Below are 24372 nucleotides of genomic sequence, written 5' to 3'. Positions count from 1 at the left end.
GCCAGCGACACGGCGCCGGCCGCGGCGAACGCGAAACGCAGCCCGCGCGACGCGGAGCGGCCGTCGTCCGGGCGGCCGACGGGATGGATGCGGAAGCCGCGGTCCTCCGGTGCGGGCGCGCGGTCCGCGCGGGCCGGGAGGAAGCCGGGGGCGCGGGCGGGGACGTACCCGAACGGGAGGCGCTCGCCGCGCCTCACTCCGAACGGCCCGGAGGCGCCGGCGGGTCCCGGGGCGGGGCCGTGGCCGGGGAATCCGCCCCCGGGCGACGGCGTGCCGCCGCCGTCCGGGTCACCTCCCCCGGGGAGGCCCTGGAGGCGGGCCAGGAGGCTCGCCGAGGGCGGGGGCGGTGCCGCCTCCGCGAACACGTTCTTCAGCGCGCGCTGGGCGTCCGCCTCCGCTTTGCACCGGGCGCAGGTGGCCAGGTGTGCGAGGACGCGCTCACGCGTCTCATGACCGAGCTCTCCGTCCACGAGGGCGGAGAGCCGGTCTCCCAGGTGCTGCTCTGCGAGGCGCGCCTCCTCGACAGGTTTCGGCCGAGATCCACTCACGCGGTCGCGCCCCCTCCCCCCAGAGCGGGGACACGGGGGGCCAGGAAGGAGCGCCGCTCGGCCGCGCGGGCCTCCGGGGAGCGGTGCGCGAGGGCCTTGCGGAGCTGGGACCGGCCGCGGTGGATGCGGGAGCGGACCGTGCCGAGCTTCACGCCGAGGGTCGCGGCGATCTCCTCGTACGACAGTCCTTCGATGTCGCACAGGACGACGGCGGCGCGGAACTCGGGCGCGAGGGTGTCGAGGGCCTGCTGGACGTCGGCGTCGAAGTGGGCGTCGTTGAACAGCTGCTGCGGGGTGGGTTCCCGGCTGGGCAGGCGCTCGGCCGCGTCCTCGCCGAGGGCGTCGAAGCGGATGCGCTGCTTGCGTCGGACCATGTCCAGGAACAGGTTCGTCGTGATGCGGTGCAGCCAGCCCTCGAAGGTGCCCGGCGAGTACGTCGACAGGGAACGGAAGACACGGACGAAGACCTCCTGGGTGAGGTCCTCGGCGTCGTGCTGGTTGCCCGTCAGGCGGTAGGCGAGTCGGTAGACCCGGCCGCTGTGCGTGCTGACGATCTCCTCCCACGCGGGCGGAGTCCACGCCTGCCCGTCCGCGTCGGTGGCGAAGGTCGCGGTCTGGGTCTCGCCCGTGGCGGGACCGGCGGCGTGGCTGTCGGCAGCGGTGTCGGTCACGGATTTCGGCCTGCCCGCCGACCCGAGGAAGCGCCGCAGCACTCCACCCCGGTCCTCGGGCGCGGCCGCACCTCCCCTGTCGGCTCTGGTGGTGTCCAGTGGAGCCCCTACCATAGCCACCTCGCCCGTTAGCTCCGGATAAGCGGTTTTATGAGAATTTGACACACGCTGACACGGCTCATGCGCCTGCGTCAGCAGTTGCTCGGCGTCCTGATCCACCTCTCGCCCCCCGTCGCGCACCCGGTCACCGGCTCACCCCTGTAAACGCCCGGTCCCATCTGCGGGTTCCCGCCGCCAACGGATACAGTCACGCCCAGGCAACCACGGGGACAGGAGAGGGTCATTACCGGCAACCGGCAGACGAGCTGGGCGTTCGCCGACGCCTTTGTCGCCGAGGACGAAGCGCTGCGCTGGGCCCGCGAACGGGCCCGCGAGGCAGGGCTGCGCTCGGTGTCGCCCAGCACGGGCGCCGCGCTGCGACTGCTCGCCGCCTCGGTCGACGCGAAGGCGGTCGCGGAGATCGGAACGGGCTGCGGTGTGTCCGGGATCCATCTGCTGCACGGGATGCGGCCGGACGGGGTGCTCACCACGGTGGACACCGAGCCGGAGCACCAGCAGTTCGCCCGGCAGGCCTTCCGCGTCTGCGGCTTCGCCAGCAACCGGGCCCGGTTCATCCCCGGCCGCGCGCTGGACGTGCTCCCGCGTCTCGCGGACGCCGGCTACGACCTCGTCTTCTGCGACGGTGACCGCCTGGAGTACCCGGACTACCTCGCTGAATCGTTGCGCCTGCTGCGGCCGGGCGGCCTGGTCGTCTTCGAGGGCGTGTTCGCCAACGGCCGTACGGTCGACTCCGGGCCGCAGCCGACCGAGGTGCTACGGCTGCGCGAACTGCTGCGCACCGTGCGGGAGAGCCAGGAGCTGGTCCCGTCGCTGCTGCCGGTGGGCGACGGCCTGCTGTGCGCCGTCAAACGCTGAGCACCCGGGCGGGGGCGCCGGAACGCGGCTGCCCCGGCACCGCGTACGATGCCGGGGCAGCCGGAAGGACTGATCGCTGGGACGTCAGACGACGACCTTCTTGAGGGCGTCGCCGAGCGCCTCGGCCTCGTCAGGGGTCAGCTCGACGACGAGTCGACCGCCGCCTTCGAGCGGAACGCGCATGACGATGCCCCGCCCCTCCTTGGTCACCTCGAGCGGGCCATCACCCGTCCGCGGCTTCATGGCCGCCATGCTCGTTCCCCTTCCTGAAACCAGCTCATCGTCTGCCGACGGCCCCGCGGGGGCACCCGCCATCCGGAACGGACACGCGACACCGGCATCGAACACATTGCTTCCAAGCCATTATCCCGCATCGCAGGACCCGATGACCAACATCAGTCGGCATCGCTTGGGCAACGCGCGCGAGCAAAACCACCCAATTCGGCGATGTGCCTGCGATACTGCGCCCCCGCACGAAGATCCGCCGACCGTTTCCGCTCCGGATTTCTTTGACGCAGGTCACACGTCGCGTCCGGCTCTTCGACGGCGATCTCCGCCATGCTGTCCTCAGACAGGGACGTACTGAGCGGTACGTCACCAGCCGCGAACCGGAGGGGATGCGCCATGGCCGACACCGTGCTCTACGAGGTGAGCGACGGGCTCGCGACGATCACGCTCAACCGCCCCGAGGCGATGAACGCGCTGAACATCGCGACCAAGGTCGCCCTCCGGGAGGCGGCGGAATCGGCGGCCGGCGACACGGCCGTACGGGCGATCCTGCTGACCGCCGCCGGCGACCGGGCCTTCTGCGTGGGCCAGGACCTCAAGGAGCACATCGGTCTGCTGGCCAGTGACCGCGAGACCGGGTCCGGGCAGACGATGACCACGGTCAGGGAGCACTACAACCCGATCGTGCGCGCGCTCGCCGGGGCGCCGAAGCCGGTGGTCGCGGCGGTGAACGGCGTGGCGGCGGGCGCCGGGTTCGGCTTCGCGCTCGCCGCGGACTACCGGCTGGTGGCCGACAGCGCCTCCTTCAACACCTCGTTCGCCGGTGTGGCCCTCACGGCCGACTCCGGGATCTCCTGGACACTGCCCCGCGTGATCGGTCCGAGCCGCGCCGCCGACCTGCTGCTCTTCCCGCGCAGCATCGGCGCGCAGGACGCGCTGGAGCTGGGGATCGCCAACCGGGTCGTCCCCTCCGCCGAGCTGCGCGCGGAGGCCGGGAAGGTGGCGCGGGCGCTCGCCTCGGGGCCGACGGTGGCCTACGCGGCGATCAAGGAGGCGGTCGCCTTCGGGCTGACACACTCCCTCGCCGAGACGCTGGAGAAGGAGGACGAGCTCCAGACCCGGGCGGGGCGGTCCGAGGACCACGCGATCGCCGTGCAGGCGTTCGTGAACAAGGAGAAGCCGAAGTACCTGGGGCGGTAGCTCACGGGGCGCTTCTGGCGACGCACGCCTCCAAGTGGTCGTTGACCAGACCGCACGCCTGCATCAGCGCGTACGCCGTCGTCGGGCCCACGAATCTCAGACCCCGCTTCTTCAGGGCCTTGGACAGGGCCGTCGACTCCCCGGTCACCGCCGGGACGTCCGCGAGGGTCTTCGGGGCCGGGCGGGTCGCCGGGTTCGGCGCGTGGGACCAGATCACGTCCTCCAGCTCGCCCTCCGGCCAGTCGGCCAGTACGCGGGCGTTGGCGAGGGTGGCGTCGATCTTGGCCCGGTTGCGGACGATGCCGGGGTCGGCGAGCAGGCGGTCGCGGTCGGCCTCGGTGAAGGCGGCGACCTTCTCGATGCGGAAGCCGGCGAAGGCCGCGCGGAAGCCCGGGCGGCGGCGCAGGATCGTGATCCAGGACAGGCCCGACTGGAACGCCTCCAGGCTGAGCCGTTCGAAGAGGGCGTCGTCGCCGTGGACCGGGCGGCCCCACTCCTCGTCGTGGTACGACACGTAGTCGGCGGTGGACAGGGCCCAGGGGCAGCGCAGGGCGCCGTCCGGCCCGGGAATCGCCGCTCCGGTGGTCATCGCCGCTCCTCCGGGCCCTCGCCCTTGTCCCGCTCCGCGTCGTGCCCGTGTGCGGCGGCGGCTCTCGCGCCGGCCAGCGCGGACTCCAGGTCGGCGATACGGGCGTCCCGCTCCGCCAGTTCCGCGGCGAGCCGGCCGAGCGCGTCGTCCACGTCGGCCATGCGGTAGCCGCGCGGGGCGAGGGGGAAGCGCAGGCTCTCCACGTCCGCGCGGCCCAGCGGGCGGTCCGCCGGGAGGGGGTCCTGGAGCCGCTCGGGAGCCGCCTCGGGCAGCGGGGCGCTCTCCCCGCCGCCCACCACGGCCAGTGTCACCGCGGCGACCACGACGGCCAGCGCGACGACCAGGAACAAGAACATCACCATCGCCTTAGGGGTCCCCACGCTCGTTACCGGACGCTGTGCCGGAAGCCGAATCTGTCAGGCTCCGATCGTGCCATGCGAGTCTGACAGTTAGGGTCACAGGCGGCCGTACTGCGGAACGTACTAGGAGAGGTCACAGCGGATGCTCAGGCTGGGCAGGCGGGAATTCGGGCCGCACGAGCCGGTGATCATGGCGATCGTGAACCGGACGCCGGACTCCTTCTACGACCAAGGAGCCACCTTCCGCGACGAGCCCGCCCTGGCGCGCGTGGAGCAGGCGGTGGCCGAGGGCGCCGCGATCATCGACATCGGCGGGGTCAAGGCCGGGCCCGGGGAAGAGGTCACGGCGCAGGAGGAGGCGCGCCGGACGGTCGGTTTCGTCGCGGAGGTACGGCGCCGGTTCCCCGATGTGCTCATCAGTGTGGACACCTGGCGGGCCGAGGTCGGCGAGGCCGTGTGCGAGGCCGGCGCGGATCTGCTGAACGACGCGTGGGGCGGGGTGGACCCGGGGCTCGCGGAGGTCGCCGCGCGGTACCGGGTGGGGCTGGTGTGCACGCACGCCGGGGGCGTGCAGCCGCGGACGCGTCCGCACCGGGTGACGTACGACGACGTCGTGGCCGACATCCTGGACGTGACCGTGGGGCTGGCCGAGCGGGCGGTCGCGCTCGGTGTGCCGCGCGAGTCGGTGCTGATCGATCCCGGGCACGACTTCGGGAAGAACACGCGGCACAGCCTGGAGGCGACGCGGCGGCTGGACGAGATGGTGGCCACGGGGTGGCCGGTGCTGGTGTCGCTGTCCAACAAGGACTTCGTCGGCGAGACGCTGGACCGGCCGGTGAAGGAGCGGCTGATCGGCACGCTGGCGACCACCGCCGTGTCCGCGTGGCTGGGGGCGCAGGTGTACCGGGTGCACGAGGTGGCCGAGACCCGGCAGGTGCTGGAGATGGTGGCGTCCATCGCCGGCCACCGGGTCCCCGCCGTGGCTCGCCGGGGCCTGGCCTGACCGGCCGGGGCCGAGGCGGGCGGACGCCCCTCCCGGCCCCGCGCAAGAGGACCTAGCGGGCCGCCTCCTTGGACACCAGGGCCACCGCCTCGTCCACGTCGTCCGTCACGTGGAACAGCCGGAGGTCCTTCTCCGATGCCTTGCCCTGGGCCACCAGGGTGTCCTTCAGCCAGGACACCAGGCCGCCCCAGTACTCGCTGCCGAACAGGACGATCGGGAACTGGGTGACCTTCTGGGTCTGGACCAGGGTCAGGGCCTCGAAGAGTTCGTCGAGGGTGCCGAGTCCGCCGGGCAGGACCACGAAGCCCTGCGCGTACTTCACGAACATCATCTTGCGGACGAAGAAGTAGCGGAAGTTGAGGCCGATGTCGACGTAGGGGTTGAGCCCCTGCTCGAAGGGAAGCTCGATGCCGAGGCCGACCGAGATGCCGCCCGCCTCGCACGCCCCCTTGTTAGCCGCCTCCATCGCTCCCGGGCCGCCGCCCGTGATGACCGCCCATCCGGCCTGCACCAGCCCCCGACCGAGCCGCACGCCCGCGTCGTACTCCGCCGAGTCCACCGGGGTCCGCGCCGAGCCGAACACGCTGATGGCGGGCGGGAGTTCGGCGAGCGTGCCGAAGCCCTCGATGAACTCCGACTGGATCCGCAGCACCCGCCAGGGGTCGGTGTGGACCCAGTCCGTGGGGGCGCGCTCGTCGAGCAGCCGCTGGTCGGTCGTGCTGGCCGTCACCTGGGCCCGCCGTCGGAGGACCGGTCCGAGCCGCTGCTCGTCCGGCGGCTGCTTCTTCCCCTCGGGGTTGCCGGTTGGCATGTGCGCTCCCTCCGCTTGCCGGTAGTTCGATCTCAGACTAGATCTACGCGGGTTACGGCGGGGGGACCTGAGCGTGTCCGGCGTGCGGTGGCGCGCCCCGCGCCCGCTACGCGGTGAGCCAGTTCCGCAGCCGTTCCTCGCCCGCGAGGATCTTCGCGGTCTCCACGCGCTCGTCCCGCTTGTGCGCCAGGTGGGGGTTGCCGGGGCCGTAGTTGACCGCGGGGATGCCGAGCGCGGAGAAGCGGGACACGTCCGTCCAGCCGTACTTGGGCCGCGGGGTCCCGCCCACCGCCTCGATGAAGGCGGCGGCGGCCGGCTGGGACAGGCCGGGGAGCGCGCCGGGGCTGTGGTCGTCCACCACGAACTCCTCCACCCCGCAGTCCGCGAACACCTCCTGGACGTGCGCGACGGCCTCCTGCTCGGTGCGGTCGGGGGCGTACCGGAAGTTGACCGTGATCACGCACTCGTCCGGGATGACGTTCCCGGCCACTCCCCCGCCGATGCCCACCGCGTTCAGTCCCTCGCGGTACTCCAGGCCGTCGATGACCGGCCGGCGCGGCTCGTAGGAGGCCAGGCGGGCCAGGACGGGGGCCGCCGCGTGGATGGCGTTGGAGCCCATCCAGCCACGCGCCGAGTGGGCCCGCTCGCCCTTCGTCCTCAGCAGCACCCGCAGGGTGCCCTGGCAGCCGCCCTCCACCTCGCCGTCGGAGGGCTCCAGCAGGACCGCGAAGTCGCCCGCCAGCCACTCCGGGTGGGCCTCGGCGACGTGCTTGAGGCCGTTGAGGTCGGCGGCGACCTCCTCGTTGTCGTAGAAGACGAAGGTCAGGTCCCGGTTGGGGGCGGGGACGGTGGCCGCGATGCGCAGCTGCACCGCCACGCCGGACTTCATGTCGCACGTGCCGCAGCCCCACAGCACCCCGTCCGGGTCGAGCCGCGAGGGCACGTTGTCCGCGATCGGCACGGTGTCGATGTGCCCCGCCAGGATGACGCGCTCGGCGCGGCCCAGGTCCGTCCGCGCGACCACGTTGTTGCCGTGGCGGTCCACCGTCAGGTGCGGCAGGGCGCGCAGCGCGGCCTCGATGGCGTCCGCGAGGGGCTTCTCGGTGCCGCTCTCGGAGGGGAAGTCCACGAGCTGCGCGGTCAGCGCGGCGGCGTCCAGCGTGAGGTCAAGCGAGGTGTCGGCCATGGTCACGACCCTAGCGCGGTGCCCGCCGGGACCGGTGCGCGCGCGGCGGCGCGGACCCGCGGACCCCGCGTGAGGGTGCCGGGGGGCTCCAGTACCTTGTACGCGTGCCAGAGCCGTCCCCCACCCGTCCCAAGCGCCGCGGGCGCCTCATCCGTTACTCCGCGGCCCTGTTGGTCCTGTGCGGCGTCGCCGCGTACCTCGTGGTGCAGTACGTCACCGGAGGCGGCGGTGCGCGCGGCTGCAAGGTGGTCTCGGCCTCGGGTGACGGGGCGTCGTACGAGTTCACGCCCGAGCAGGCGGCGAACGCGGCGACGATCGCCGCCGTCGGCACCGGGCGCGGCATGCCCGAGCGTGCCGTGACGATCGCGCTGGCGACCGCCCTCCAGGAGTCGGGGCTGCGGAACATCGAGCACGGCGACCGGGACTCGCTGGGCCTGTTCCAGCAGCGGCCCTCGCAGGGCTGGGGCACCGAGCGGCAGATCATGGACCCGGCCTACGCGGCGGGCATCTTCTACGCGCACCTGGCCAGGGTGCCGGACTACACGGACCTGCCGCTGACGGTGGCCGCGCAGCGGGTCCAGCGCAGCGGCTACCCGGAGGCCTACGCCAAGCACGAGCCGGACGCCATCCTGCTCGCGGCGGCCCTGACCGGGCGGGCGGCGGCCTCGCTGACCTGCGACGGGCGTCCGCAGCGGACGACCTCGGCGACCGGGCCGGACGCGGTGCGGGACGCGCTGGTGCGGGACTTCGGCCGGGACGCGCTCCAGGAGACCGGCGCGGTGGTGGGCGGGACGCCCGTGCCGTCACCGTCCCCGTCGCCGAGCGTGACCGCGACCGCGCACGGGCGGACGGTGACGGTCCCGGTGCCGGAGGGCACGTGGACGGACGCGACCGGGCGGGGCGAGCGGGAGCGGGGCTGGCAGCTGGCCCAGTGGGCGGTCGCCCATTCCTCGGCACTGCACATCGAGCGGGTGTCGTACGCCGGGCGGGTGTGGACGGCGGGCAGCGGCGGCGGCGAGTGGCGGACGGCCGGGTCGGACGGGGCCGGGGGCGCGGAGGGCTCCGGGGGGAAGTCCGCGGAGACGTCCGTGGGCTCGGTGCGGATCGTGGCCGGACAGTAGTACGGGCGATCACTCCGGCGGGTTGCGCGGTGCCGGGGCGCCCGGGAGTTCACGCGAAGGGCGTTCCCGTCCCGTGAACCCTTGGAAATCAAGGGCGGGAAGGATTCTGCACGCTGTCCGGCGGAAACTCTTTGCCCGTTTTTATCCACACCTGATAATGCGACGCGTTATCCATTCTTTACCTGGGGCGTCCGCAACCTTCGCGGGCTTCGAGCGGTAGTCACGGCGTCCGAGCCGGAGACGGCCCCGGACACAGACACCGTTCTCTCCCCGTCGAATGGAGCATCATGTCCCTCCCTCTGACCCGCCGGATCGCCCGTGCCGCGCTGCTCGTCGCAGCGGGAGCGGCTGCCGGGGTCGGTGCGGCCGGCTCCGCCGGAGCGGCCACGAATCTGCCGGCGGCCACCCCGAACCTGGGCGGTCTGACCGCCCTGGACGGCGCGCACGTCGGCAACGCCGTCGACGGTGCCGCGCAGAGCGTCACCACCGTCGCGGGCCACACGGGCGGCAAGGCGGTCGAGCAGGCGGTGCCGGCCGCGGGCAAGACCGGCGGCGGTGCCGTGAAGAAGGCGGCGCCGGCGGCGCAGAAGGCCGCGGGCGACGCGGCCGGGACGGCGGGCGGTGTCCTGGGCGACGCGGCCTCCGGCGCGACGAAGGGCGGGCTGCCGACGGACTCCCTCACCAAGGGCGGGCTGCCGACGTCGTCCCTGCCGACGTCCTCCCTGCCGACCAAGGGGCTGCCGCTGGGCGGCTGAGCGCCCGGCTGTGAACGCCGACGGGGTCCAGGTCTCCTCCTGGGCCCCGTCGGCCTGTGCGCCGGGCACGGGCGGGTGGGCTACGCGGTCAGGCGGGACACCGCCGCACGCACGCGTTCGTCCGTCGCCGTGAAGGCCACGCGTACGTGGTTGCCGCCGGCCTCGCCGTAGAAGTCGCCCGGGGCCACCAGGATGCCCCGGTCGGCCAGGTGGGCGACCGTGGTCCAGCAGGACTCGTCGCGGGTGGCCCAGAGGTAGAGGCTCGCCTCGCTGTGTTCGATGCGGAAGCCGTTGGCGAGGAGCGCCCCCCGCAGGGCCTCGCGGCGGGCGGCGTAGCGCTCGCGCTGCTCGTGGACGTGGGCGTCGTCGCCGAGCGCGGCCACGACCGCCGCCTGCGTCGGCGCGGAGGTCATCATGCCGCCGTGCTTGCGGATCTCCAGGAGGGGCCCCAGGACGGCCGGGTCGCCGGCGGCGAAGGCGGCGCGGTAGCCCGCAAGGTTGGACCGCTTGGACAGGGAGTGGACGGCGACGATGCCGTCGTAGGACCCGCCGTTGACGTCCGGGTGCAGGACCGAGACCGGGTCGGCCTCCCAGCCCAGCTCCAGGTAGCACTCGTCGGAGAGGACGAGGACGTCGTGGGCGCGGGCCCAGGCGACGATGTCCGTCAGCTCCTGCCGGGAGAGGACCTTGCCCGTGGGGTTGGACGGCGAGTTCAGCCACAGGAGCTTCAGGCCGGCCGGGTCCAGGTCGCGCGGGTCGTCGTAGACCTCGTGGTCGGCGCGGGCCAGGCGGGCGCCGACCTCGTAGGTGGGGTAGGCGAGGCGCGGGTAGGCGACCTTGTCGCCGGGGCCGAGGCCGAGCTGGGTCGGCAGCCAGGCCACCAGCTCCTTGGAGCCGACGATCGGCAGGACGTGGCGGTGGGTGACCCCGCGGGCGCCCAGGCGGCGCTCCAGCCAGCCGGTGATCGCGTCGCGCAGTGCGGGGGTGCCCCAGACGGTCGGGTAGCCCGGGGAGTCGGCCGCGTCGATCAGGGCCTTCTGGACCAGCTCGGGGACCGGGTCGACCGGGGTGCCGACGGAGAGGTCGACGATCCCGTCGGGGTGCGCGGCGGCCGTCTTCTTGTACGGCTCCAGCTTGTCCCAGGGGAACGTGGGAAGCCGGTCGGAGACTGCGGACACGGGAATCAGGCTCACTTTCGTACGGTGCGGCAAACGCCTCGGTCCCGTACGGCGCTGATCGGGGTGATCGGGCCGTACGGGACCGAGGCGGCGCGGCGCTGTGTGGCGGGCGGCCGCTTGGCGCTCAGACGGTCACTCGCCCTGCGGCGGCAGCGCGGCGACGAAGGGGTGATCGCGCTCGATCAGCCCCAGCTTGCTCGCGCCGCCGGGCGAGCCGAGCTCGTCGAAGAACTCGACGTTCGCCTTGTAGTAGTCCTTCCACTCCTCCGGGACGTCGTCCTCGTAGAAGATCGCCTCGACCGGGCAGACCGGCTCACAGGCACCACAGTCGACGCATTCGTCCGGGTGGATGTACAAGGACCGCTGGCCCTCGTAGATGCAGTCGACCGGGCACTCCTCGATGCACGCCTTGTCCTTGACGTCGACACAAGGCTGCGCGATGACGTAGGTCACGCTGTCGTTCCTCCTCGATAGGGCGCTGGCGGGCCTCCTCAGGCTCCGCCGCCTGGCGCGCGGGAGCGCGGCGTCGTCGATGCCCGCCCCTAGTATCTCCGTTCCGGAGCATGATCCGAACAGGAGGGGTGAACTGACCAGTGGAAATCTCGGCGAAAGGACGCCTGGAGGTCCGAATCACCCCTGCTGACGTGGGGAAACGGGTCTCTGTACGGCGGTTGGGCGAACCCGGTGGCGGACCGGAGAAGTTCACTGACACGGTGGGTGTTCTCACATCATGGGACGACGGCGTGCTCATGATCACACGGCGGGACGGCGAACGCGTCCGGATCCCGCAATCCGCGCTGGTCGCCGGGAAGGTCGTGCCCGCCGCCCCGGCGCGCCGCAGGGGGCCCGCCGCCACCTACCCGGAACTCGCGCGGGTCACCTCCCGGGCGTGGCGGCCGGTGGAGAGCGAGCGGCTGGGCGAGTGGGAGCTGCGGGCGGCGGGCGGTTTCACGCGGCGCGCCAACAGCGTGCTGCCGATCGGGGACCCCGGGCTGCCGCTCGACGCGGCCCTGGCGGCCGTACGACGGTGGTACGGCCTGCGCGGCCTGCCCGCGTACGTGCAGACCGCGACCGGTGCCGAGGGCACGCAGGAGCTGCTGTGCGCGGAGCTGGAGCGGCGCGGCTGGGTCCGGGAGGTCACCGCCGAGCTGTGGATCGGTCCGCTGGCGCCGGTCGCGGACCGGGCCGGGGGCGCGGGCGTGGTCCTGTCCCGGGCGGCGGACGAGGCGTGGCTCGGGCGGTACCAGCGCAAGGGGGTGAGCGAGGTGGCCCTGCGGGTGCTCGGGTCCGGGCCGTCGGTGTGGTTCGCCTCCGTCCCCGGCGCCGGGGAGGGCGAGCCGCCGGCGGCGATCGGGCGGTGTGTCGTGGACGGGCGGTGGGCCGGGTTCGCCGCGGTCGAGGTGGACCCCCGCCGGCGGCGGCAGGGGCTGGCCACCGAGGTCATGGCCGCGCTGGCCCGGCGCGCGCTGGAGGAGGGCGCCTCGGCGGCCTGGCTCCAGGTGGAGACGGACAACGACTCCGCCCGAGCCCTCTACCGCGCCCTCGGCTTCACCCCGCACCACGCCTACCACCATTACCGGGCCCCCGAGGAGCAGAGCCCGCCGGAGCAGCCGCCCGCCTCCACCGACCGGCCCTCGCCAGGGGACTCGTCCGAGACGGGGTCCGCGCCGCAGGACAGCCCCGGGACGGGGTCCCTGCCCGAGAACACCCCCGTGACCGGGTCCCTGCCGCAGAACAGCTCCGAGACCCGATCCCTGCCCAAGGACAGCCCCGAGACCCGATCCGTGCCGCAGAACACCGAGACACCGGGCCCAGGCGAGTGACGCGCCCGGCACCCGCCCCCGGCAAGGTGACATGCCCGGCGCCGGGACCCGCGCGAGCCACCACCCCCGCGGCCGGGCCCGCGCGGGCGACCACCCGCGCGGCTCGACCCGCACGAGCCACCACCCCGGCCACGCGAGCCACCACCCCGGCCACCCGGGCGGCTCGACCCGCGCGAGCAACCACCCCGACCACCGGACCCGCGCGAGCCACCACCCCGGCCACCGAACCCGCACGAGCCGCCACCCCGGCCACCGGACCCACCCCAGCGACGACCCCGTGCCCAGGGCGCCGCAGGCGTCCCGTCTCGGGTGGCCGTAGAACTCGCCGTGGAAGGGCATGAGGCTGGCATGAGTCATCCGTATCTGCCGCCCCCGTATCCGCCCCCTCCGGACCGCTCCGCCGAGTTGCGGCGGCGGTTCGCCGAGGAGGCCCGGTCCGAGCGGCCGGACCTGTCGGCGCTGTGTCTGCTGATCGGCGCGGAGACGGACGGCTCGCTGGACGAGGCCGGCATCGACGCCGCGCAGGCGGAGCTGGACCGGCTGGCGGGCGAGCTGCCGTACCGGCCGGGCGGGCCGCGGGCATGGGCGGAGGCCCTACGACGGCTGCTCGGCACCCGCTACGGGTTCCACGGCACTCCGGGCGACTACCAGCGGCTGGAGTCCTCCCTGCTGCACGAGGTGCTGCGGCGACGGCGCGGGCTGCCGATCCTGCTGTCGGTGGTGTGGCTGGAGGTCGCGCGCCGGGCGGGCGCCCCGGTGTACGGGGTCGCGCTGCCGGGGCACTTCGTGGTCGGGTTCGGCCCGGCGGCGGAGCAGGTGCTGGCCGATCCGTTCGACGGTGGCCGGGTGCTGACCGGAACGGACGCCGAGCTGCTGGTCGTGGGCGCCACGGGCACGCCGCTGGACCCGTCGATGCTGGAGCCGGCGGCGCCCCTGGAGGTCGTCCAGCGGATCCTCAACAACATCCGGGCGTGGGCGGCGGCCCGGCCGGAACGGTCGGACGTCGCGCTCAGAGCCGTGGAGCTGGCGCTGCTCATCCCCTCGCATCCGGCACGGCTGCGCTACGAGCGCGGGCAACTGCTGGTGCAGCGCGGCGAGTTCGTCGCGGGCGCCGAGGAGCTACAGCACTACGCCGACCTGATCGAGGTGGTGGACGAGTCGGCGGCCCAGAAGGTCCGGCAGGAGGCGCGCACGGCGAGGTCCAAGCTCAACTGAGGCGGCCCCTCACAGCCAGCCCTTGTCCCGGGCGATCCGTACCGCCTCCGCCCGGTTCCGCGCGGCCAGTTTCTGGATGGCGGTCGACAGGTAGTTGCGGACCGTGCCCTGGGACAGGTGGAGTGCCTGGGCGAGTTCGGCGTTGGTGGAGCCGTCGGCCGCCGCGCGCAGCACCTCGCGTTCGCGCTCGGTGAGCGGGTTGGCGCCCTCGGCGAGCGCGGCGGCGGCCAGCGTGGGGTCGATGACCCGCTCGCCGGCCAGCACCTTGCGGATCGCCTCGGCGAGCTGTGCGGCCGGGGCGTCCTTGACGAGGAAGGCGTCGGCGCCCGCCTCCATGGCGCTGCGCAGGTAGCCGGGGCGTCCGAAGGTGGTCAGGACGACCAGCTTGACCTGCGGATGCTCCCGGTGCACCCGGGCCGCGGCCTCGATGCCGGTGCAGCCCGGCATCTCGATGTCGAGCAGCGCGACGTCCACGCCGTGCGCGCCGACGGCCGCGAGCACCTCGTCACCGCGCGCCACCTGGGCGACGACCTCGATGTCGTCCTCCAGGCCGAGCAGTGCGGCCAGCGCCTCGCGGACCATCGACTGGTCCTCGGCGAGAAGGACCTTGATCATGCTCGTCATGCCCCGGATCCTACGTCCGCCCCGGTGGCCGTGGGCACGCGGGCGACGAGCCGGAAGCCGTGCTTGACCCGGCCCGCCTCCAGGGTGCCGCCGGCCTTCTCCAGGCGCTCGGTCAGCCCGGTCAGCCCGTTGCCGGGCCCCTTCCCGGAGCCCCCGCTCCCGCTGTCCTCGACGGAGAGTTCGAGCACCGGCCCGTCCAGGGTCTGCCGGCGCAGCAGCCCCACGACGCAGCGGTCGGCGCCGCTGTGCCGGACCACGTTGGTGACCGCCTCGCGCAGTGCCCAGGCCAGCGCGGACTCGGCCTCCTCGGGCACCCCGGCGAGGTCGGGTTCGGCGGGCACCTCGGCGGTGACCCCGGCCGCCGCCAGGGCGACCTGGGCTCCGGCGAGTTCGGCGGCAAGCCGGGGCCGCCGGTAGCCGGTGACGGCCTCCCGGACGTCGACCAGGGCCTGCCGGCTGACCTGCTCGATGTCGGCGACCTGCTGGGCGGCCTTGTCGGGGTGGCCGGGCAGCATGCGGCCGGCCAGCTCGCTCTTCAGCGTGATCAGCGACAGCGAGTGGCCGAGCAGGTCGTGCAGGTCGCGGGCGAGGCGGAGCCGCTCCTCGTTGGCGGCGAGCTGGGCGACGGTCGCCCGCGCCTTGCGCAACTCGATGGTGGTGCGCACCAGTTGCCCCACGCCGACCATGGCGAACCCGATCAGCACGACGAGGAGCAGCAGGCCACGGGCCTCCTTCTCGTTCGAGTGCAGCCCGACGAGGTACATCAGCGCGGCCGTCGCCGGGATCGCCCAGTACGAGGCCCGGACCGGCAGGGTGGCCCCGCACGCCACCGACAGGTAGACGAAGAGGCCGAGCCAGGCGCTGCCGAGGGTGTAGGCGAGCACGGGGGCCAGGACGGCCAGGACCACGAGGAGGCCGACGACGGTGCGGGGCGCGAAGGGCCGGCCCACGTTGCGGAAGACCAGCGCCAGGTAGACCCCGACGAACGCGGCGAGGCCCAGGGCGCCGGCGAGGGTGGCGCGCGCGGTGTGGTGGCCGCCCACCAGGTCGTCGACGGGGGAGCTGAGGAAGACCAGCCACACGCCGATCCACAGCACCTTGGTCAGCACGTCACGCCGGGTGCGGGGGCCCTGGCCCAGCCGCACCTGGTGTTCCGGCCACTTCTCGCGGGTCAGGTGGTCTTCCGTCATCGCGCTCACGCCTTCAGCGTGTCCTTCCGGTACAGCCAGGCCGCGCCGCCCGCGAAGAGGACGAAGTAGACGGCGAGGACGGCGATGTCCGCCGCGTGCGGGGCCTGGCTCTGCTCGATCGCCCGTCCCAGGGCAGCGTACGCGTGTGTGGGGAGCCACTTGGCGATGTCCTGGAGGACCTGCGGGAATGTCGTGGACGGCATCCACAGGCCGCCGAGGATCGACAGGCCGAAGTAGACGATCATCGTGATCGGGCGGACCGCGTCCCCGGAGGCGAGGTAGCCGAGGGCGACGCCGAGCGCGGCGAACACGAGGCTGCCGGCCCAGATGACCCCGGTGAGGGCGAGCCACTGCCAGGCGTCCAGGCGTACGTCCTTGATGCCGGCGGCGACGGCGAACACGACGACGATGGCCGGCAGGCTCACCACGGCGGCGCTCGCGGTCTTGGCGAGGACGTAGCCCCGGCCTGGCAGCGGGGTGAGCCGCAGCTGTCGTACCCAGCCGTTCTCGCGTTCCTTGGCGATGCGCTCGCTGTTGCCCATCAGGACGGCGGTCAGGGCGCCGAAGGAGGCCATGGAGACCATCAGGTAGGTGGCGACGGTCAGGCCGCTGCCGTCGACCCGCTCGGCCGAGCCGGCGCTGCTGGAGAAGATCAGGTAGATGATCGAGGGGTAGAGCACCGAGAAGAACAGGAACTTCCTGTTGCGCAGGGCGCGGGCCAGTTCGAGCTTGATGAGGGCGTTCACGACTGCTTGGCCTCCTCGGCCTCCGTGATGGCGACGAAGGCCTGCTCCAGACCGAGCCCGGCGACTTCGAGATTGCGGGGGTAGACGCCGAGGCCGTACAGCGCGTGCACGGTCGCGTCGGCGTCGGCGGACTGGATGCGTACGGTCTGGCCCGAGACGTCGATCGAGGTGAGGAACGGCAGCCCGCGCAGGGCGCTCTCGTCGATGTCACCGGTGAGGTCGAAGGAGATCCGCCGGGCGCCCGCGCTGGCCTTGATCTCGGCGGCGGTGCCGTCGGCGAGGAGCCGGCCCCGGTGCAGCACCAGGACCCGGTCCGCGATGGCGTCGGCCTCCTCCAGGTAGTGGGTGGCGAAGAGGACCGTGCGGCCCTGGCCGGCCTGTTCCCGCATGGTGGCCCAGAAGGCCTGGCGGGCGGAGACGTCCATGCCGGTGGTCGGCTCGTCCAGGATGATCAGATCGCTGTCGCCGGCGGTGGCGAGGGCGAAGCGGACCCGCTGCGCCTGGCCGCCGGAGAGCTTGTCGACCTTGCGGTCGGCGATCTGGGCGATGCCCGCGCGGGCCAGCACGTCGGAGACCGGGTACGGCCGCGGGTGCAGGGAGCAGGCCAGCTTCACGAGTTCGGCGACGGTGACCCCGTCCATCAGGCCGCCGCTCTGCAGCATCGCCCCGACCCGGCCGGCGACGATCGCCTCGCGCGGGCTGGTGCCGAACAGGCTCACCGTGCCGCTGTCGGTCTGCTTGAGCCCGAGGAGCAGGTCCAGGGTGGTGGACTTGCCGGCCCCGTTCGGGCCGAGGAGGGCGACGGTCTCGCCCGGGTACAGCCGGAGCGAGAGGCCGTCGACGGCCCGCACGCTCCCGTACGTCTTGGTCACCTGGTCGAAGCCGACCACCGGGGTGGTGGTGGCCGGTGCCGCTGTCGTCGTCATGCCGTCCATGCTGGCGGCGGGGGCCCGGTGCCGGGCAGTGCCCAGGGTCCTGAGTGCCGCATGACAGATGTCACGCGGATCAGGTGACGGACACGGCGAGGGGGCGCCCCCGCGCCGGGAGCGCCCCCTGGGAACGGCCCGCTAGCTCGGGTTGGTGTCGATGACCCCGACCCGCTCCGCCTCCGTCTTGCCCCGCAGGGCCTTGCGCAGCGCGGCGACCACGTCCTGCGGCAGGACACCGCGCTTGCCGGTCGCGGTCTGGATCTGTACGCCGTCGAAGGTGCTGCCGTAGGCCTCCTTGAGCGCGTCGAGGTCGTACGTGTCCACGAGCTTGCCGTCCACGGCCTTGAAGCCGAGGATCTTCGGCAGTGACACCGGGCCGAACCGGATGCTGTGGGCCGCGTCGGTCTGCACCCGCACGATGCCGGACATCGCGGGCTTCGCGAAGTCGTTCATCACGCGGTCCACCTCGGCGTTCGACACCGTCGGCTGCTTGATGGTGGTCGGCACGGTGACCGGGGACGTGCTGCCCGTCTCCACCAGCGTGCGGTACGCCTGTTCGACCGCCGTGGTCGAGCGGCCGGCGTCGATGGCCTTGCCCGCCTTGCCGTAGACCGCCACGGCCTTGCCGCCCGGCTCGAACTTGATGGTGCCGTCCGTGGCCGAGCCCGCGCCGCCGCCGGCCTGCTGGAGAGCGGCCTGGAGCTTCTCCTCGTCCACCGGCATGGCCGGCTGGACGACGCGCTTCTGCCCGAAGAGGGAGCCGACGACGTGGACCGGGTTGTAGTCGCTCTTCGCGGCCTCGCTCACCGTGGCCTGGTAGTCGAACTGGAGACCGGCGTTCTCCGGCGTGAGGGTGACCGTCTTGCCGCCGACGGCCAGCTTCAGCGGCTTGTTCACCCGGCTGCCGAAGGCCTCGTCCAGCTTCTTGACGGCGTCGTCGCGGGTGCCGCCGCCGATGTCGACACCGAGCACGGTGGTGCCCTTGGGCACGTCGGTGTGGTTCATCAGCAGTCCGGCGCCGTAGGCACCGCCCGCCACGACGAACACGCCGACGACGAGCAGCATCAGCTTGCTGCGGCCCTTCTTCTTCGGCTTGCCCGCCGCCTTGGGCGCGGCGGCCTGCGCGGGCTTGGGCGCCGCGGGCGCCGCCGGCCCGCCGGGCTGGGTGCCGAACGGGGGGTTGCCGGCGTTCGGGACGACCGGGATGCCGCTGGTGACGGTGTGTCCGGAGACGTTGTCGGCGGACGGGGAGCGGTATCCGGGCGTGCCCGGCTCCGGGGCCGGCTTCTGCGGGGTGAGGATCGCGGTGTCGTCGCTGAGTCCGCCGCCGGGCCGGCCGGCACCGCCGGGGGCGTCCAGGTCGGCGATGTCGGAGAGGGCGCTGCGCGCGGGCGAGGTGCCCTGGCCGCCGAAGCCGGCGCCCGCCGGGCCGTCGAAGGGCTCGCCGGGTCCCATGCCGACGCCGCCGGCGGCCGGCGGGACGAGGGTGCCGTCGCCGGTCACCGGCCCGCTGGTGGGGCCGGCCGGCCCGCCCTGGGGACCACCGGGGCCGCCGTGGCCACCGGGGCCGTCGAAGCCGCTGGCGCCACCGGGACCGCCGTTCCCGCGGGCACCGCCCGCGGCACCGCCGTAGCCGTCGTGCCCGCCGGCGAAACCGTCGTGGCCGCCGGCCCCGGCCGCACCCGCGCCGTAGCCGTCCTGGCCGCCGGCGCCCGCGGTGCCGAAGCCGTCGTGGGCGTTCGCCCCCGCGGCCCCGCCGGCGAAGCCGTCGTGGCCGCCGGCGCCCGCCGTGCCCGTGCCGAAGTCGTCCTGGCCGCCGTTCTCCGAGAAGTACGGCAGGTCGTCGCGGCGGGGCTCGTCGGGGCCGGTGGATCCGGGGCGGGAGCCGCCGCCCCGGGCGCCCGCGGTCAGGGCCTCGGTCACGTCGAAGGAGCCGGTGCCCCCGCCGTGTCCCGGGGCGACCGGGCCGCCGGTGGCGCCGGGCAGGCCCTTGCCGTTCGTACCGCCGGGGCGGGGACCGCCCGGCACGCTCATGGAGCCGACCACACCACCGGGGCGCGCACCGGTGGTACCGGACGCGCCCGGAGCTCCCGGACCACCCGAACGGGCTCCCGGCACGCCGGAGGAGGTACCGGCGGCGGTGGAACCGCCGGGCATCCCGGCGCCGTTCGTGCCGCCACCGCCCGGACCGCCCTTGGGCGCGCCGGACTTGCGCGGCGCGAACCAGTCGCTGGTCTTCTCCTCCGCCTGGGCGGCGGGCTCGGCCGGGGGCTCGGCGGCGCCGGCGGAGGGCCGGTCGGCCGCGGGCCGCGGCTCGGCGGCCGGCGCCTCCTCCCCGGCGCCCTCGCCGTCCCCGACGGGCTTGCGCACGACGACCGGCGGGATGGGCCGGGACCCGGGGATGTTGATCCGGATCCGGGTCGTCAGCGTGGTCTCGGTCTTCTTCTCCTCCGGCCGCGTGCCCGAACGGCCCGCGCCCGTACCGTCGTCGGAAGCCATGGGGGTCCCGTACGGCGGCGTGCCGGAGGGGTATGCGGCTCCGCCGCGCCCGTTGGGCCCGGAGGACGGAGTGTCAGTTTCACGACTCAAGGCAGGTTCTCCCGGTTGGCTCCGCCGCCCGTTTCGACCTCAGCTGGGGGGACCCCCTGTTCGAGCGCAGTCGAGAACTTGGGGGAGGCTCGGCGGCGCGCACCACCATACTGGCCGCTTCTGGCGCGTTTCCCACGACCGCCGGGGAAACCAACACCGGACTCGCACGTGCGCGGCACGGCGAAGTGGTACGTCACTTGCCAAGTCGGGCGGGACCGCCCCGCGGTTGCCGTCCCGCGCCGACGGTGGCGCAGATCACAGCGAGGGCCATGCCGCCGAGCAGGTACAGATAGGAGCTGCCGCCCGCGCCGAAGAGGTAGTCGCCCTCCGGGCGCGTGGTGGTGAGCAGGATGACGGCGACGACCCAGCCCGCCGCCGGCGCGACCGCCCCGCCCCGGCCGCCGGTGGCGTACGCGCCGCCGAGGAAGAGTCCTGCGGCCCCCGCGAGGGCGAGCAGCAGTCCTCCGGGGAACCAGGCGGCCTGCACGAGGGCCCCGGCGAGGCCCGTGACGGCGCCGAGCAGGAACAGGCCGACGAGGGCGGCGGCCCGTCCGGCGGAGGGCGGGCGCAGCGGCTGGGCCAGCAGGGAGCCGTTTCCGCTGTCGCTCACGGCGCCTCCCCGAGGTCGAGGCCGGCGAACAGGTCGGTCTCCCCGCGCTCCCCCGGCCCGCGCACCAACTCGTAGTACTCGGTGGTGAACAGCGGCTGGGCGAGTTCGTTGGAGAGCGCGAAGTACGGCTCGGCCACCTCGATCTGGGTGGCGTGGGCGCGCATCGCGGCGGCCTTGGCGGCGGCGTACGCGGTGCCGTCGACCGTGGTGGTGATCCGCTCGTCGGCCACCACTCCGGGTACGTCGTCCACGGCGGCGCTCTTGTCGAACGGCAGTGCGGACAATTCGTCCTGGAGGCGGGCGAAGGCGGCCTCGGCGACGGCCCGCGGGACGCGGTTCCAGTACACCTTGGCGATCCGGTGGCCGCGTTCGGCCGCGAGGTCGACCGCGCGCATGGCGACGCGGTGGGCCTGGATGTGGTCCGGGTGGCCGTAGCCGCCGTTGTCGTCGTACGTCACGAGGACCTGGGGGCGGACCTCCAGGATCACCTCGGCGAGCCTCCCGGCGGCCTCGTCGACGTCGGCCTGCCAGAAGCAGCCGGGGTCGTCGTTGTCGGCGAGGCCCATCATCCCGGAGTCGCCGTACCGCCCGGCGCCGCCGAGCAGCCGGGCGTCCGTGACGCCGAGCGCGGAGACGGCCGCGGCCAGCTCGCCGCGCCGGTGCGCGCCCAGCGCGGCGCCCGTCAGATGCCGCAGCTCCGGCGGGATGACCTCGCCCCGCTCCCCCAGGGTGCAGGTGACCAGGGTCACGTGGGCACCCTCGGCCGCGTACCTGGCCATGGTCGCGCCGTTGTTGATCGACTCGTCGTCCGGGTGCGCGTGCACCAGGAGGAGACGCCGGGAGGGCAGTTCCGTCATGACCACCACCCTACGAGGTCCCCGTGCCCGTCCCCGCGACGCCGGCCGTCAGAACTTGATGCTGCCGATCATGCTGGCGACGTTGGTCGTCAGCTCGCTGATCGTGGGAGCGACGGTCGAGGAGGCGAGATAGAAGCCGAGCAGGATGCAGACGACCGCGTGGCCGCCCTTCAGCCCTGACTTCTTGATCAACAGGAAGACGATGATCGCCAGCAGCACCACCGCCGAAATCGAGAGTGCCACGGCGGCTCACCTCCAAAGATCCCAGGGACGCGGGTTCTAGATCAGTAGAGCAAATCCATGCAGACGCCAGCAGGTTCATACCCACTCTGCGGTAGTGATCATAACTATCCGTGCTCGCGCATCGGTCGGCGCACAGCCGCACAAGGGGGCGCATGGCCAATATGGTCGGGGTATGACGACCGAGGCTGACTCCTTCCCCCGTCGGCACGCCCGGACCCAGCGGTTCACGCTCGGCGCGCCGCGTGCGTTCACCGTGGCACCCGACGGTTCGCGTGTCGCGTTCCTGCGTTCCGGTTCGGGCTCCGACCGGGCCAACTCCCTGTGGGTACTGGATCTTCCGGGGGGTGCGGAGCGCCTGGCGGCCGATCCGCGCGCACTCCTCCAGGGCGCCGCCGAGGAACTGTCGGCCGAGGAGCGGGCGCGCCGCGAGCGCAGCCGCGAGGGCGGCGCCGGCATCATCGGCTACGCCACCGACGGCGCCCTGGAGTTGGCGTCTTTCGCCTTGTCAGGGCGGCTTTTCACGGCGGAGCTGCGCGCCGGGACGGCACGTGAACTCCCCGTCCCCGGACCGGTGATCGACCCGCGCCCGTCCCCCGACGGCCGGCACGTCGCGTACGTCGCCCGGGGCGCGCTGCGGGTGGTGGGCGCCGAGGGGAACGACGACCGCGCGCTGGCCGAGCCGGAGTCGGCGGACGTCTCCTACGGCCTCGCGGAGTTCATCGCCGCCGAGGAGATGGCGCGTTCGCGGGGCTTCTGGTGGGCTCCGGGGTCGGACCGGCTGCTCGTGGCGCGCGTGGACGACACGCCGGTACGGCGGTGGTGGATCTCGGATCCGGCCCACCCGGAGCGCGAGCCCGCCGGCATCCGGTACCCGGCCGCGGGCACCCCGAACGCGGACGTCCGCCTGTTCGTGTGCGGGCTGGACGGGACGCGCACGGAGGTGGTCTGGGACCGGACGCGCTATCCGTATCTGGCGCGTGTGCACTGGTCAGAGGCGGGTGCGCCGCTGGTGCTGGTGCAGGCGCGGGATCAGCGCAGCCAGCTGTACCTGGCGGTGGACCCGGATTCCGGGGCCACGCGGATGGTGCACGCCGATGAAGATCCAACTTGGCTGGAATTGTTCGCCGGTGTGCCCTGCTGGAACCCCTCCGGGCAGCTCGTCCGTATCGCGGACGAGGGGGGCGCACGGGTTCTGGCGGTTGGCGAACGCCCCCTGACCAGCGGTCAGTTGCATCTGCGCGCGGTCCTGGACGTGGGTGCGGACGACGTACTGGTTTCCGCCTCTTCCGGTCCGGAGGCCGAGGCGCCGGAAATTGGCGAAGTCCATGTGTACCGGGTGAACGAGCTGGGCGTGGAGCGCCTGTCGCAGGAACCCGGTGTGCACTCGGCGGTGCGCTCCGGGAACGTGACCGTCCTCGTGTCCGCCGCGCTGGACCGGCCGGGTGCCCGGGTGCAGGTGCTGTGTGACGGAAAACCGACGGCCACTGTCCGGTCTTACGCCGAAGATCCTGGTTTGTCCCCCCGCGTGACGCTCACGCAGGGGGGCGCACGCCGAATTCCGTGCGCCGTGCTTATGCCACGGGACTACCACGGTGACACTCCCCTGCCGGTCCTCCTGGACCCCTACGGCGGTCCGCACGGCCAGCGGGTGGTCGCCGCGCACAACGCCCACCTCACCTCCCAGTGGTTCGCCGACCAGGGCTTCGCGGTGGTCGTCGCCGACGGCCGGGGCACCCCGGGGCGCTCGCCGGCCTGGGAGAAGTCGATCCGGGACGACGTGGCGGCGGTCGTCCTCCAGGACCAGGTCGACGCCCTGCACGCGCTCGCCGAGCGGTACCCGCTGGACCTCACCCGGGTGGCCATCCGGGGCTGGTCCTTCGGCGGCTACCTGGCGGCGCTGGCGGTGCTGCGCCGCCCCGACGTCTTCCACGCGGCGGTGGTCGGCGCGCCGGTCACCGACCTCAGGCTGTACGACACCCACTACCAGGAGCGCTATCTCGGCGACCCGGGCGAGCAGCCGGAGGTCTACCGGCGCAACTCGGTGATCGACGACGCGGGGCTGGTCGACCCCGCCGAGCCGCACCGCCCGATGCTGGTCATCCACGGGCTGGCGGACGACAACGTGGTCGTCGCCCACTCTCTGCGCCTCTCCTCCGCGCTGCTGGCCGCGGGCCGCCCGCACGAGGTGCTGCCGCTGTCCGGGGTGACCCACATGACCCCGCAGGAGACGGTCGCGGAGAACCTGCTCCTGCTCCAGCTGGACTTCCTCCGGCGCTCCCTCCCCCAGCCGGACGGGTCCCGGTGAACGTGAACCTCGTTAACACATAGGCAACTTGACGGAAGCGGTACCGATATACGGACACGGGAGCCTGAAGAACGTACGGCCGTGCGGGTGCCGTGAGCGGGCCGGGGTGCGCCATGTCACCCCGGCCCGTTGCCGTTCAGCCGGGACTCCTCCGGCGGCACCACCTGTTTCTCCTCCGCGAAGTGGCAGGCCGAGGCGTGCGCGGCGGGACCGGCCGCGTCACGGAAGGCCGCCGGCACGGCCAGCGCGGGGACCTCCACGGCGCAGCGTTGCTGTGCTTTCCAGCAGCGGGTGCGGAAGCGACAGCCGGAGGGGATGTTCGTGGGTGAGGGGACGTCGCCGGTGAGGATGATGCGTTCGCGGTGTTCGCGGGCGTCGGGGTCGGGGACGGGGACGGCGGAGAGCAGCGCCTGGGTGTAGGGGTGGGTGGGGTGGTCGTAGATCTCGGTGTCGCTGCCGGTCTCGACGATGCGGCCCAGGTACATGACGGCGATGCGGTCGGAGATGTGGCGGACGACGGACAGGTCGTGGGCGATGAAGAGGTAGGAGAGGTGGAAGTCGCTCTGGAGGCGGTGGAGGAGGTTGATGACCTGGGCCTGGACGGAGACGTCGAGGGC

Annotated in this window: 26 protein-coding genes and 1 pseudogene; 9 read left to right on the top strand and 18 right to left on the bottom strand. The window is 73.4% G+C overall.

The window, feature by feature from the left end:
* Both ABZV94_RS30070 and sigE read right to left on the bottom strand, forming a co-directional pair.
* Nucleotides 1–548, bottom strand: a 548-nt coding sequence (locus ABZV94_RS30070) for a zf-HC2 domain-containing protein (protein ID WP_356345852.1), incomplete at its 3' end; no start/stop codon positions are given.
* Nucleotides 545–1261: an RNA polymerase sigma factor SigE gene (sigE, locus tag ABZV94_RS30065; protein WP_356345856.1), complete on the bottom strand. Its 717-nt coding sequence runs from the start codon at nucleotides 1259–1261 to the stop codon at nucleotides 545–547. The genes ABZV94_RS30070 and sigE, both read right to left, overlap by 4 nt.
* A 234-nt stretch (nucleotides 1262–1495) precedes the next feature.
* On the opposite strand from sigE, the gene ABZV94_RS30060 reads away from it, so the two are divergent.
* Nucleotides 1496–2194 carry an O-methyltransferase gene (locus ABZV94_RS30060; RefSeq protein ID WP_356345854.1) on the top strand — a complete coding sequence of 233 codons (699 nt, stop codon included), beginning with the start codon at nucleotides 1496–1498 and terminating at the stop codon, nucleotides 2192–2194.
* 84 nt (nucleotides 2195–2278) lie between these two features.
* Here the strand turns inward: ABZV94_RS30060 and ABZV94_RS30055 are convergent, their stop codons facing one another.
* A complete protein-coding gene (locus ABZV94_RS30055; protein WP_018544333.1) occupies nucleotides 2279–2446 on the bottom strand; it encodes a DUF3117 domain-containing protein in 168 nt (55 codons plus the stop codon).
* Between the two features lie 372 nt (nucleotides 2447–2818).
* Between ABZV94_RS30055 and ABZV94_RS30050 the strand changes: the two genes are divergently transcribed.
* Nucleotides 2819–3622, top strand: a complete 804-nt coding sequence (locus ABZV94_RS30050; protein WP_356345850.1) for an enoyl-CoA hydratase-related protein — start codon at nucleotides 2819–2821, stop codon at nucleotides 3620–3622.
* Nucleotide 3623: 1 nt separating this feature from the next.
* On the opposite strand, the gene ABZV94_RS30045 is transcribed toward ABZV94_RS30050, so the two are convergent.
* Nucleotides 3624–4211, bottom strand: a complete 588-nt coding sequence (locus tag ABZV94_RS30045) for a DNA-3-methyladenine glycosylase I (protein ID WP_356345848.1) — start codon at nucleotides 4209–4211, stop codon at nucleotides 3624–3626.
* Nucleotides 4208–4573 carry a DivIVA domain-containing protein gene (locus tag ABZV94_RS30040; RefSeq protein ID WP_356345846.1) on the bottom strand — a complete coding sequence of 122 codons (366 nt, stop codon included), beginning with the start codon at nucleotides 4571–4573 and terminating at the stop codon, nucleotides 4208–4210. The genes ABZV94_RS30045 and ABZV94_RS30040 overlap by 4 nt, the downstream gene beginning before the upstream one ends.
* A 139-nt stretch (nucleotides 4574–4712) precedes the next feature.
* On the opposite strand from ABZV94_RS30040, the gene folP reads away from it, so the two are divergent.
* Nucleotides 4713–5573, top strand: coding sequence for a dihydropteroate synthase (folP, locus tag ABZV94_RS30035; protein ID WP_356345844.1), 861 nt, complete (start codon nucleotides 4713–4715; stop codon nucleotides 5571–5573).
* A 52-nt stretch (nucleotides 5574–5625) separates the two neighbouring features.
* Here folP and ABZV94_RS30030 read toward each other — a convergent pair whose 3' ends face one another.
* Both ABZV94_RS30030 and dapE read right to left on the bottom strand, forming a co-directional pair.
* Nucleotides 5626–6384 (bottom strand): TIGR00730 family Rossman fold protein, encoded by a 759-nt coding sequence (locus ABZV94_RS30030; protein WP_356345842.1) that lies wholly within the window; start codon nucleotides 6382–6384, stop codon nucleotides 5626–5628.
* A 106-nt stretch (nucleotides 6385–6490) separates the two neighbouring features.
* Nucleotides 6491–7570 (bottom strand): succinyl-diaminopimelate desuccinylase, encoded by a 1080-nt coding sequence (gene dapE, locus ABZV94_RS30025; protein WP_356345840.1) that lies wholly within the window; start codon nucleotides 7568–7570, stop codon nucleotides 6491–6493.
* A 104-nt stretch (nucleotides 7571–7674) separates the two neighbouring features.
* Between dapE and ABZV94_RS30020 the strand changes: the two genes are divergently transcribed.
* Entirely contained in the window at nucleotides 7675–8691 is a 1017-nt protein-coding gene (locus ABZV94_RS30020) for a heavy metal transporter (RefSeq protein ID WP_356345838.1), read from the top strand.
* Nucleotides 8692–8978: 287 nt separating this feature from the next.
* A complete protein-coding gene (locus ABZV94_RS30015; RefSeq protein WP_356345836.1) occupies nucleotides 8979–9446 on the top strand; it encodes an ATP-binding protein in 468 nt (155 codons plus the stop codon).
* Between the two features lie 80 nt (nucleotides 9447–9526).
* Here the strand turns inward: ABZV94_RS30015 and ABZV94_RS30010 are convergent, their stop codons facing one another.
* Both ABZV94_RS30010 and fdxA read right to left on the bottom strand, forming a co-directional pair.
* Nucleotides 9527–10624 (bottom strand): bifunctional succinyldiaminopimelate transaminase/glutamate-prephenate aminotransferase, encoded by a 1098-nt coding sequence (locus ABZV94_RS30010; protein ID WP_356345834.1) that lies wholly within the window; start codon nucleotides 10622–10624, stop codon nucleotides 9527–9529.
* A 132-nt stretch (nucleotides 10625–10756) separates the two neighbouring features.
* Entirely contained in the window at nucleotides 10757–11077 is a 321-nt protein-coding gene (gene fdxA, locus ABZV94_RS30005) for a ferredoxin (protein WP_014674796.1), read from the bottom strand.
* Between the two features lie 140 nt (nucleotides 11078–11217).
* Here fdxA and ABZV94_RS30000 point away from each other — a divergent pair.
* From ABZV94_RS30000 to ABZV94_RS29990, 3 genes and pseudogenes are all read left to right on the top strand, one after another.
* Nucleotides 11218–12213 (top strand): annotated as a pseudogene (locus ABZV94_RS30000) (GNAT family N-acetyltransferase); the annotation flags it as partial.
* Between the two features lie 265 nt (nucleotides 12214–12478).
* Complete coding sequence (locus tag ABZV94_RS29995; RefSeq protein WP_356345831.1) at nucleotides 12479–12766, top strand: hypothetical protein; 288 nt, start codon at nucleotides 12479–12481, stop codon at nucleotides 12764–12766.
* Nucleotides 12767–12795: 29 nt separating this feature from the next.
* Complete coding sequence (locus ABZV94_RS29990) at nucleotides 12796–13662, top strand: transglutaminase-like domain-containing protein (protein ID WP_356345830.1); 867 nt, start codon at nucleotides 12796–12798, stop codon at nucleotides 13660–13662.
* Nucleotides 13663–13671: 9 nt separating this feature from the next.
* On the opposite strand, the gene ABZV94_RS29985 is transcribed toward ABZV94_RS29990, so the two are convergent.
* The 8 genes from ABZV94_RS29985 to ABZV94_RS29950 form a co-directional block, all read right to left on the bottom strand.
* Nucleotides 13672–14286 carry a response regulator transcription factor gene (locus tag ABZV94_RS29985; RefSeq protein ID WP_356345828.1) on the bottom strand — a complete coding sequence of 205 codons (615 nt, stop codon included), beginning with the start codon at nucleotides 14284–14286 and terminating at the stop codon, nucleotides 13672–13674.
* On the bottom strand, nucleotides 14283–15476 hold the full coding sequence (locus ABZV94_RS29980; protein ID WP_356345826.1) for a histidine kinase: 1194 nt from the start codon (nucleotides 15474–15476) through the stop codon (nucleotides 14283–14285). Before ABZV94_RS29980 ends, ABZV94_RS29985 begins: the two co-directional genes overlap by 4 nt.
* A gap of 5 nt (nucleotides 15477–15481) precedes the next feature.
* Nucleotides 15482–16222 (bottom strand): ABC transporter permease, encoded by a 741-nt coding sequence (locus tag ABZV94_RS29975; protein WP_356345824.1) that lies wholly within the window; start codon nucleotides 16220–16222, stop codon nucleotides 15482–15484.
* Nucleotides 16219–17148: an ABC transporter ATP-binding protein gene (locus ABZV94_RS29970; RefSeq protein WP_356345823.1), complete on the bottom strand. Its 930-nt coding sequence runs from the start codon at nucleotides 17146–17148 to the stop codon at nucleotides 16219–16221. Before ABZV94_RS29970 ends, ABZV94_RS29975 begins: the two co-directional genes overlap by 4 nt.
* 141 nt (nucleotides 17149–17289) lie before the next feature.
* Nucleotides 17290–19740, bottom strand: a complete 2451-nt coding sequence (locus ABZV94_RS29965; RefSeq protein WP_356345822.1) for a hypothetical protein — start codon at nucleotides 19738–19740, stop codon at nucleotides 17290–17292.
* A 193-nt stretch (nucleotides 19741–19933) separates the two neighbouring features.
* Nucleotides 19934–20350, bottom strand: coding sequence for a DUF6113 family protein (locus ABZV94_RS29960; protein WP_356345821.1), 417 nt, complete (start codon nucleotides 20348–20350; stop codon nucleotides 19934–19936).
* Nucleotides 20347–21207 carry an N-acetyl-1-D-myo-inositol-2-amino-2-deoxy-alpha-D-glucopyranoside deacetylase gene (gene mshB / locus ABZV94_RS29955; protein ID WP_356345819.1) on the bottom strand — a complete coding sequence of 287 codons (861 nt, stop codon included), beginning with the start codon at nucleotides 21205–21207 and terminating at the stop codon, nucleotides 20347–20349. The genes ABZV94_RS29960 and mshB overlap by 4 nt, the downstream gene beginning before the upstream one ends.
* Nucleotides 21208–21255: 48 nt before the next feature.
* Complete coding sequence (locus ABZV94_RS29950) at nucleotides 21256–21450, bottom strand: hypothetical protein (protein WP_030649813.1); 195 nt, start codon at nucleotides 21448–21450, stop codon at nucleotides 21256–21258.
* Between the two features lie 172 nt (nucleotides 21451–21622).
* Here ABZV94_RS29950 and ABZV94_RS29945 point away from each other — a divergent pair, with 172 nt between their 5' ends.
* Complete coding sequence (locus ABZV94_RS29945; protein ID WP_356345817.1) at nucleotides 21623–23755, top strand: prolyl oligopeptidase family serine peptidase; 2133 nt, start codon at nucleotides 21623–21625, stop codon at nucleotides 23753–23755.
* A gap of 116 nt (nucleotides 23756–23871) precedes the next feature.
* Here ABZV94_RS29945 and ABZV94_RS29940 read toward each other — a convergent pair.
* On the bottom strand, nucleotides 23872–24372 hold a 501-nt coding region (locus tag ABZV94_RS29940; protein ID WP_356345815.1), incomplete at its 5' end, for an ABC transporter ATP-binding protein.

Source organism: Streptomyces sp. NPDC004658, from assembly GCF_040609555.1.
GTDB lineage: Bacteria > Actinomycetota > Actinomycetes > Streptomycetales > Streptomycetaceae > Streptomyces.
Note: the sequence above shows the minus strand (reverse complement) of the source record. Positions and strands in the feature narration are given on the sequence as shown.

What these genes read in the sequence shown, in the direction of transcription:
- dapE (WP_356345840.1), bottom strand. Translation starts at nt 7,570, where the DNA reads ATGGCCGACACCTCGCTTGACCTCACGCTGGACGCCGCCGCGCTGACC.
- ABZV94_RS30055 (WP_018544333.1), bottom strand. Translation starts at nt 2,446, where the DNA reads ATGGCGGCCATGAAGCCGCGGACGGGTGATGGCCCGCTCGAGGTGACC.
- ABZV94_RS30045 (WP_356345848.1), bottom strand. Translation starts at nt 4,211, where the DNA reads ATGACCACCGGAGCGGCGATTCCCGGGCCGGACGGCGCCCTGCGCTGC.
- ABZV94_RS29945 (WP_356345817.1), top strand. Translation starts at nt 21,623, where the DNA reads ATGACGACCGAGGCTGACTCCTTCCCCCGTCGGCACGCCCGGACCCAG.
- folP (WP_356345844.1), top strand. Translation starts at nt 4,713, where the DNA reads ATGCTCAGGCTGGGCAGGCGGGAATTCGGGCCGCACGAGCCGGTGATC.
- ABZV94_RS29980 (WP_356345826.1), bottom strand. Translation starts at nt 15,476, where the DNA reads ATGACGGAAGACCACCTGACCCGCGAGAAGTGGCCGGAACACCAGGTG.
- ABZV94_RS29985 (WP_356345828.1), bottom strand. Translation starts at nt 14,286, where the DNA reads ATGACGAGCATGATCAAGGTCCTTCTCGCCGAGGACCAGTCGATGGTC.
- ABZV94_RS30040 (WP_356345846.1), bottom strand. Translation starts at nt 4,573, where the DNA reads ATGGTGATGTTCTTGTTCCTGGTCGTCGCGCTGGCCGTCGTGGTCGCC.
- ABZV94_RS29995 (WP_356345831.1), top strand. Translation starts at nt 12,479, where the DNA reads ATGCCCGGCGCCGGGACCCGCGCGAGCCACCACCCCCGCGGCCGGGCC.
- ABZV94_RS30015 (WP_356345836.1), top strand. Translation starts at nt 8,979, where the DNA reads ATGTCCCTCCCTCTGACCCGCCGGATCGCCCGTGCCGCGCTGCTCGTC.
- ABZV94_RS29970 (WP_356345823.1), bottom strand. Translation starts at nt 17,148, where the DNA reads ATGACGACGACAGCGGCACCGGCCACCACCACCCCGGTGGTCGGCTTC.
- mshB (WP_356345819.1), bottom strand. Translation starts at nt 21,207, where the DNA reads ATGACGGAACTGCCCTCCCGGCGTCTCCTCCTGGTGCACGCGCACCCG.
- ABZV94_RS30030 (WP_356345842.1), bottom strand. Translation starts at nt 6,384, where the DNA reads ATGCCAACCGGCAACCCCGAGGGGAAGAAGCAGCCGCCGGACGAGCAG.
- ABZV94_RS29990 (WP_356345830.1), top strand. Translation starts at nt 12,796, where the DNA reads ATGAGTCATCCGTATCTGCCGCCCCCGTATCCGCCCCCTCCGGACCGC.
- ABZV94_RS30050 (WP_356345850.1), top strand. Translation starts at nt 2,819, where the DNA reads ATGGCCGACACCGTGCTCTACGAGGTGAGCGACGGGCTCGCGACGATC.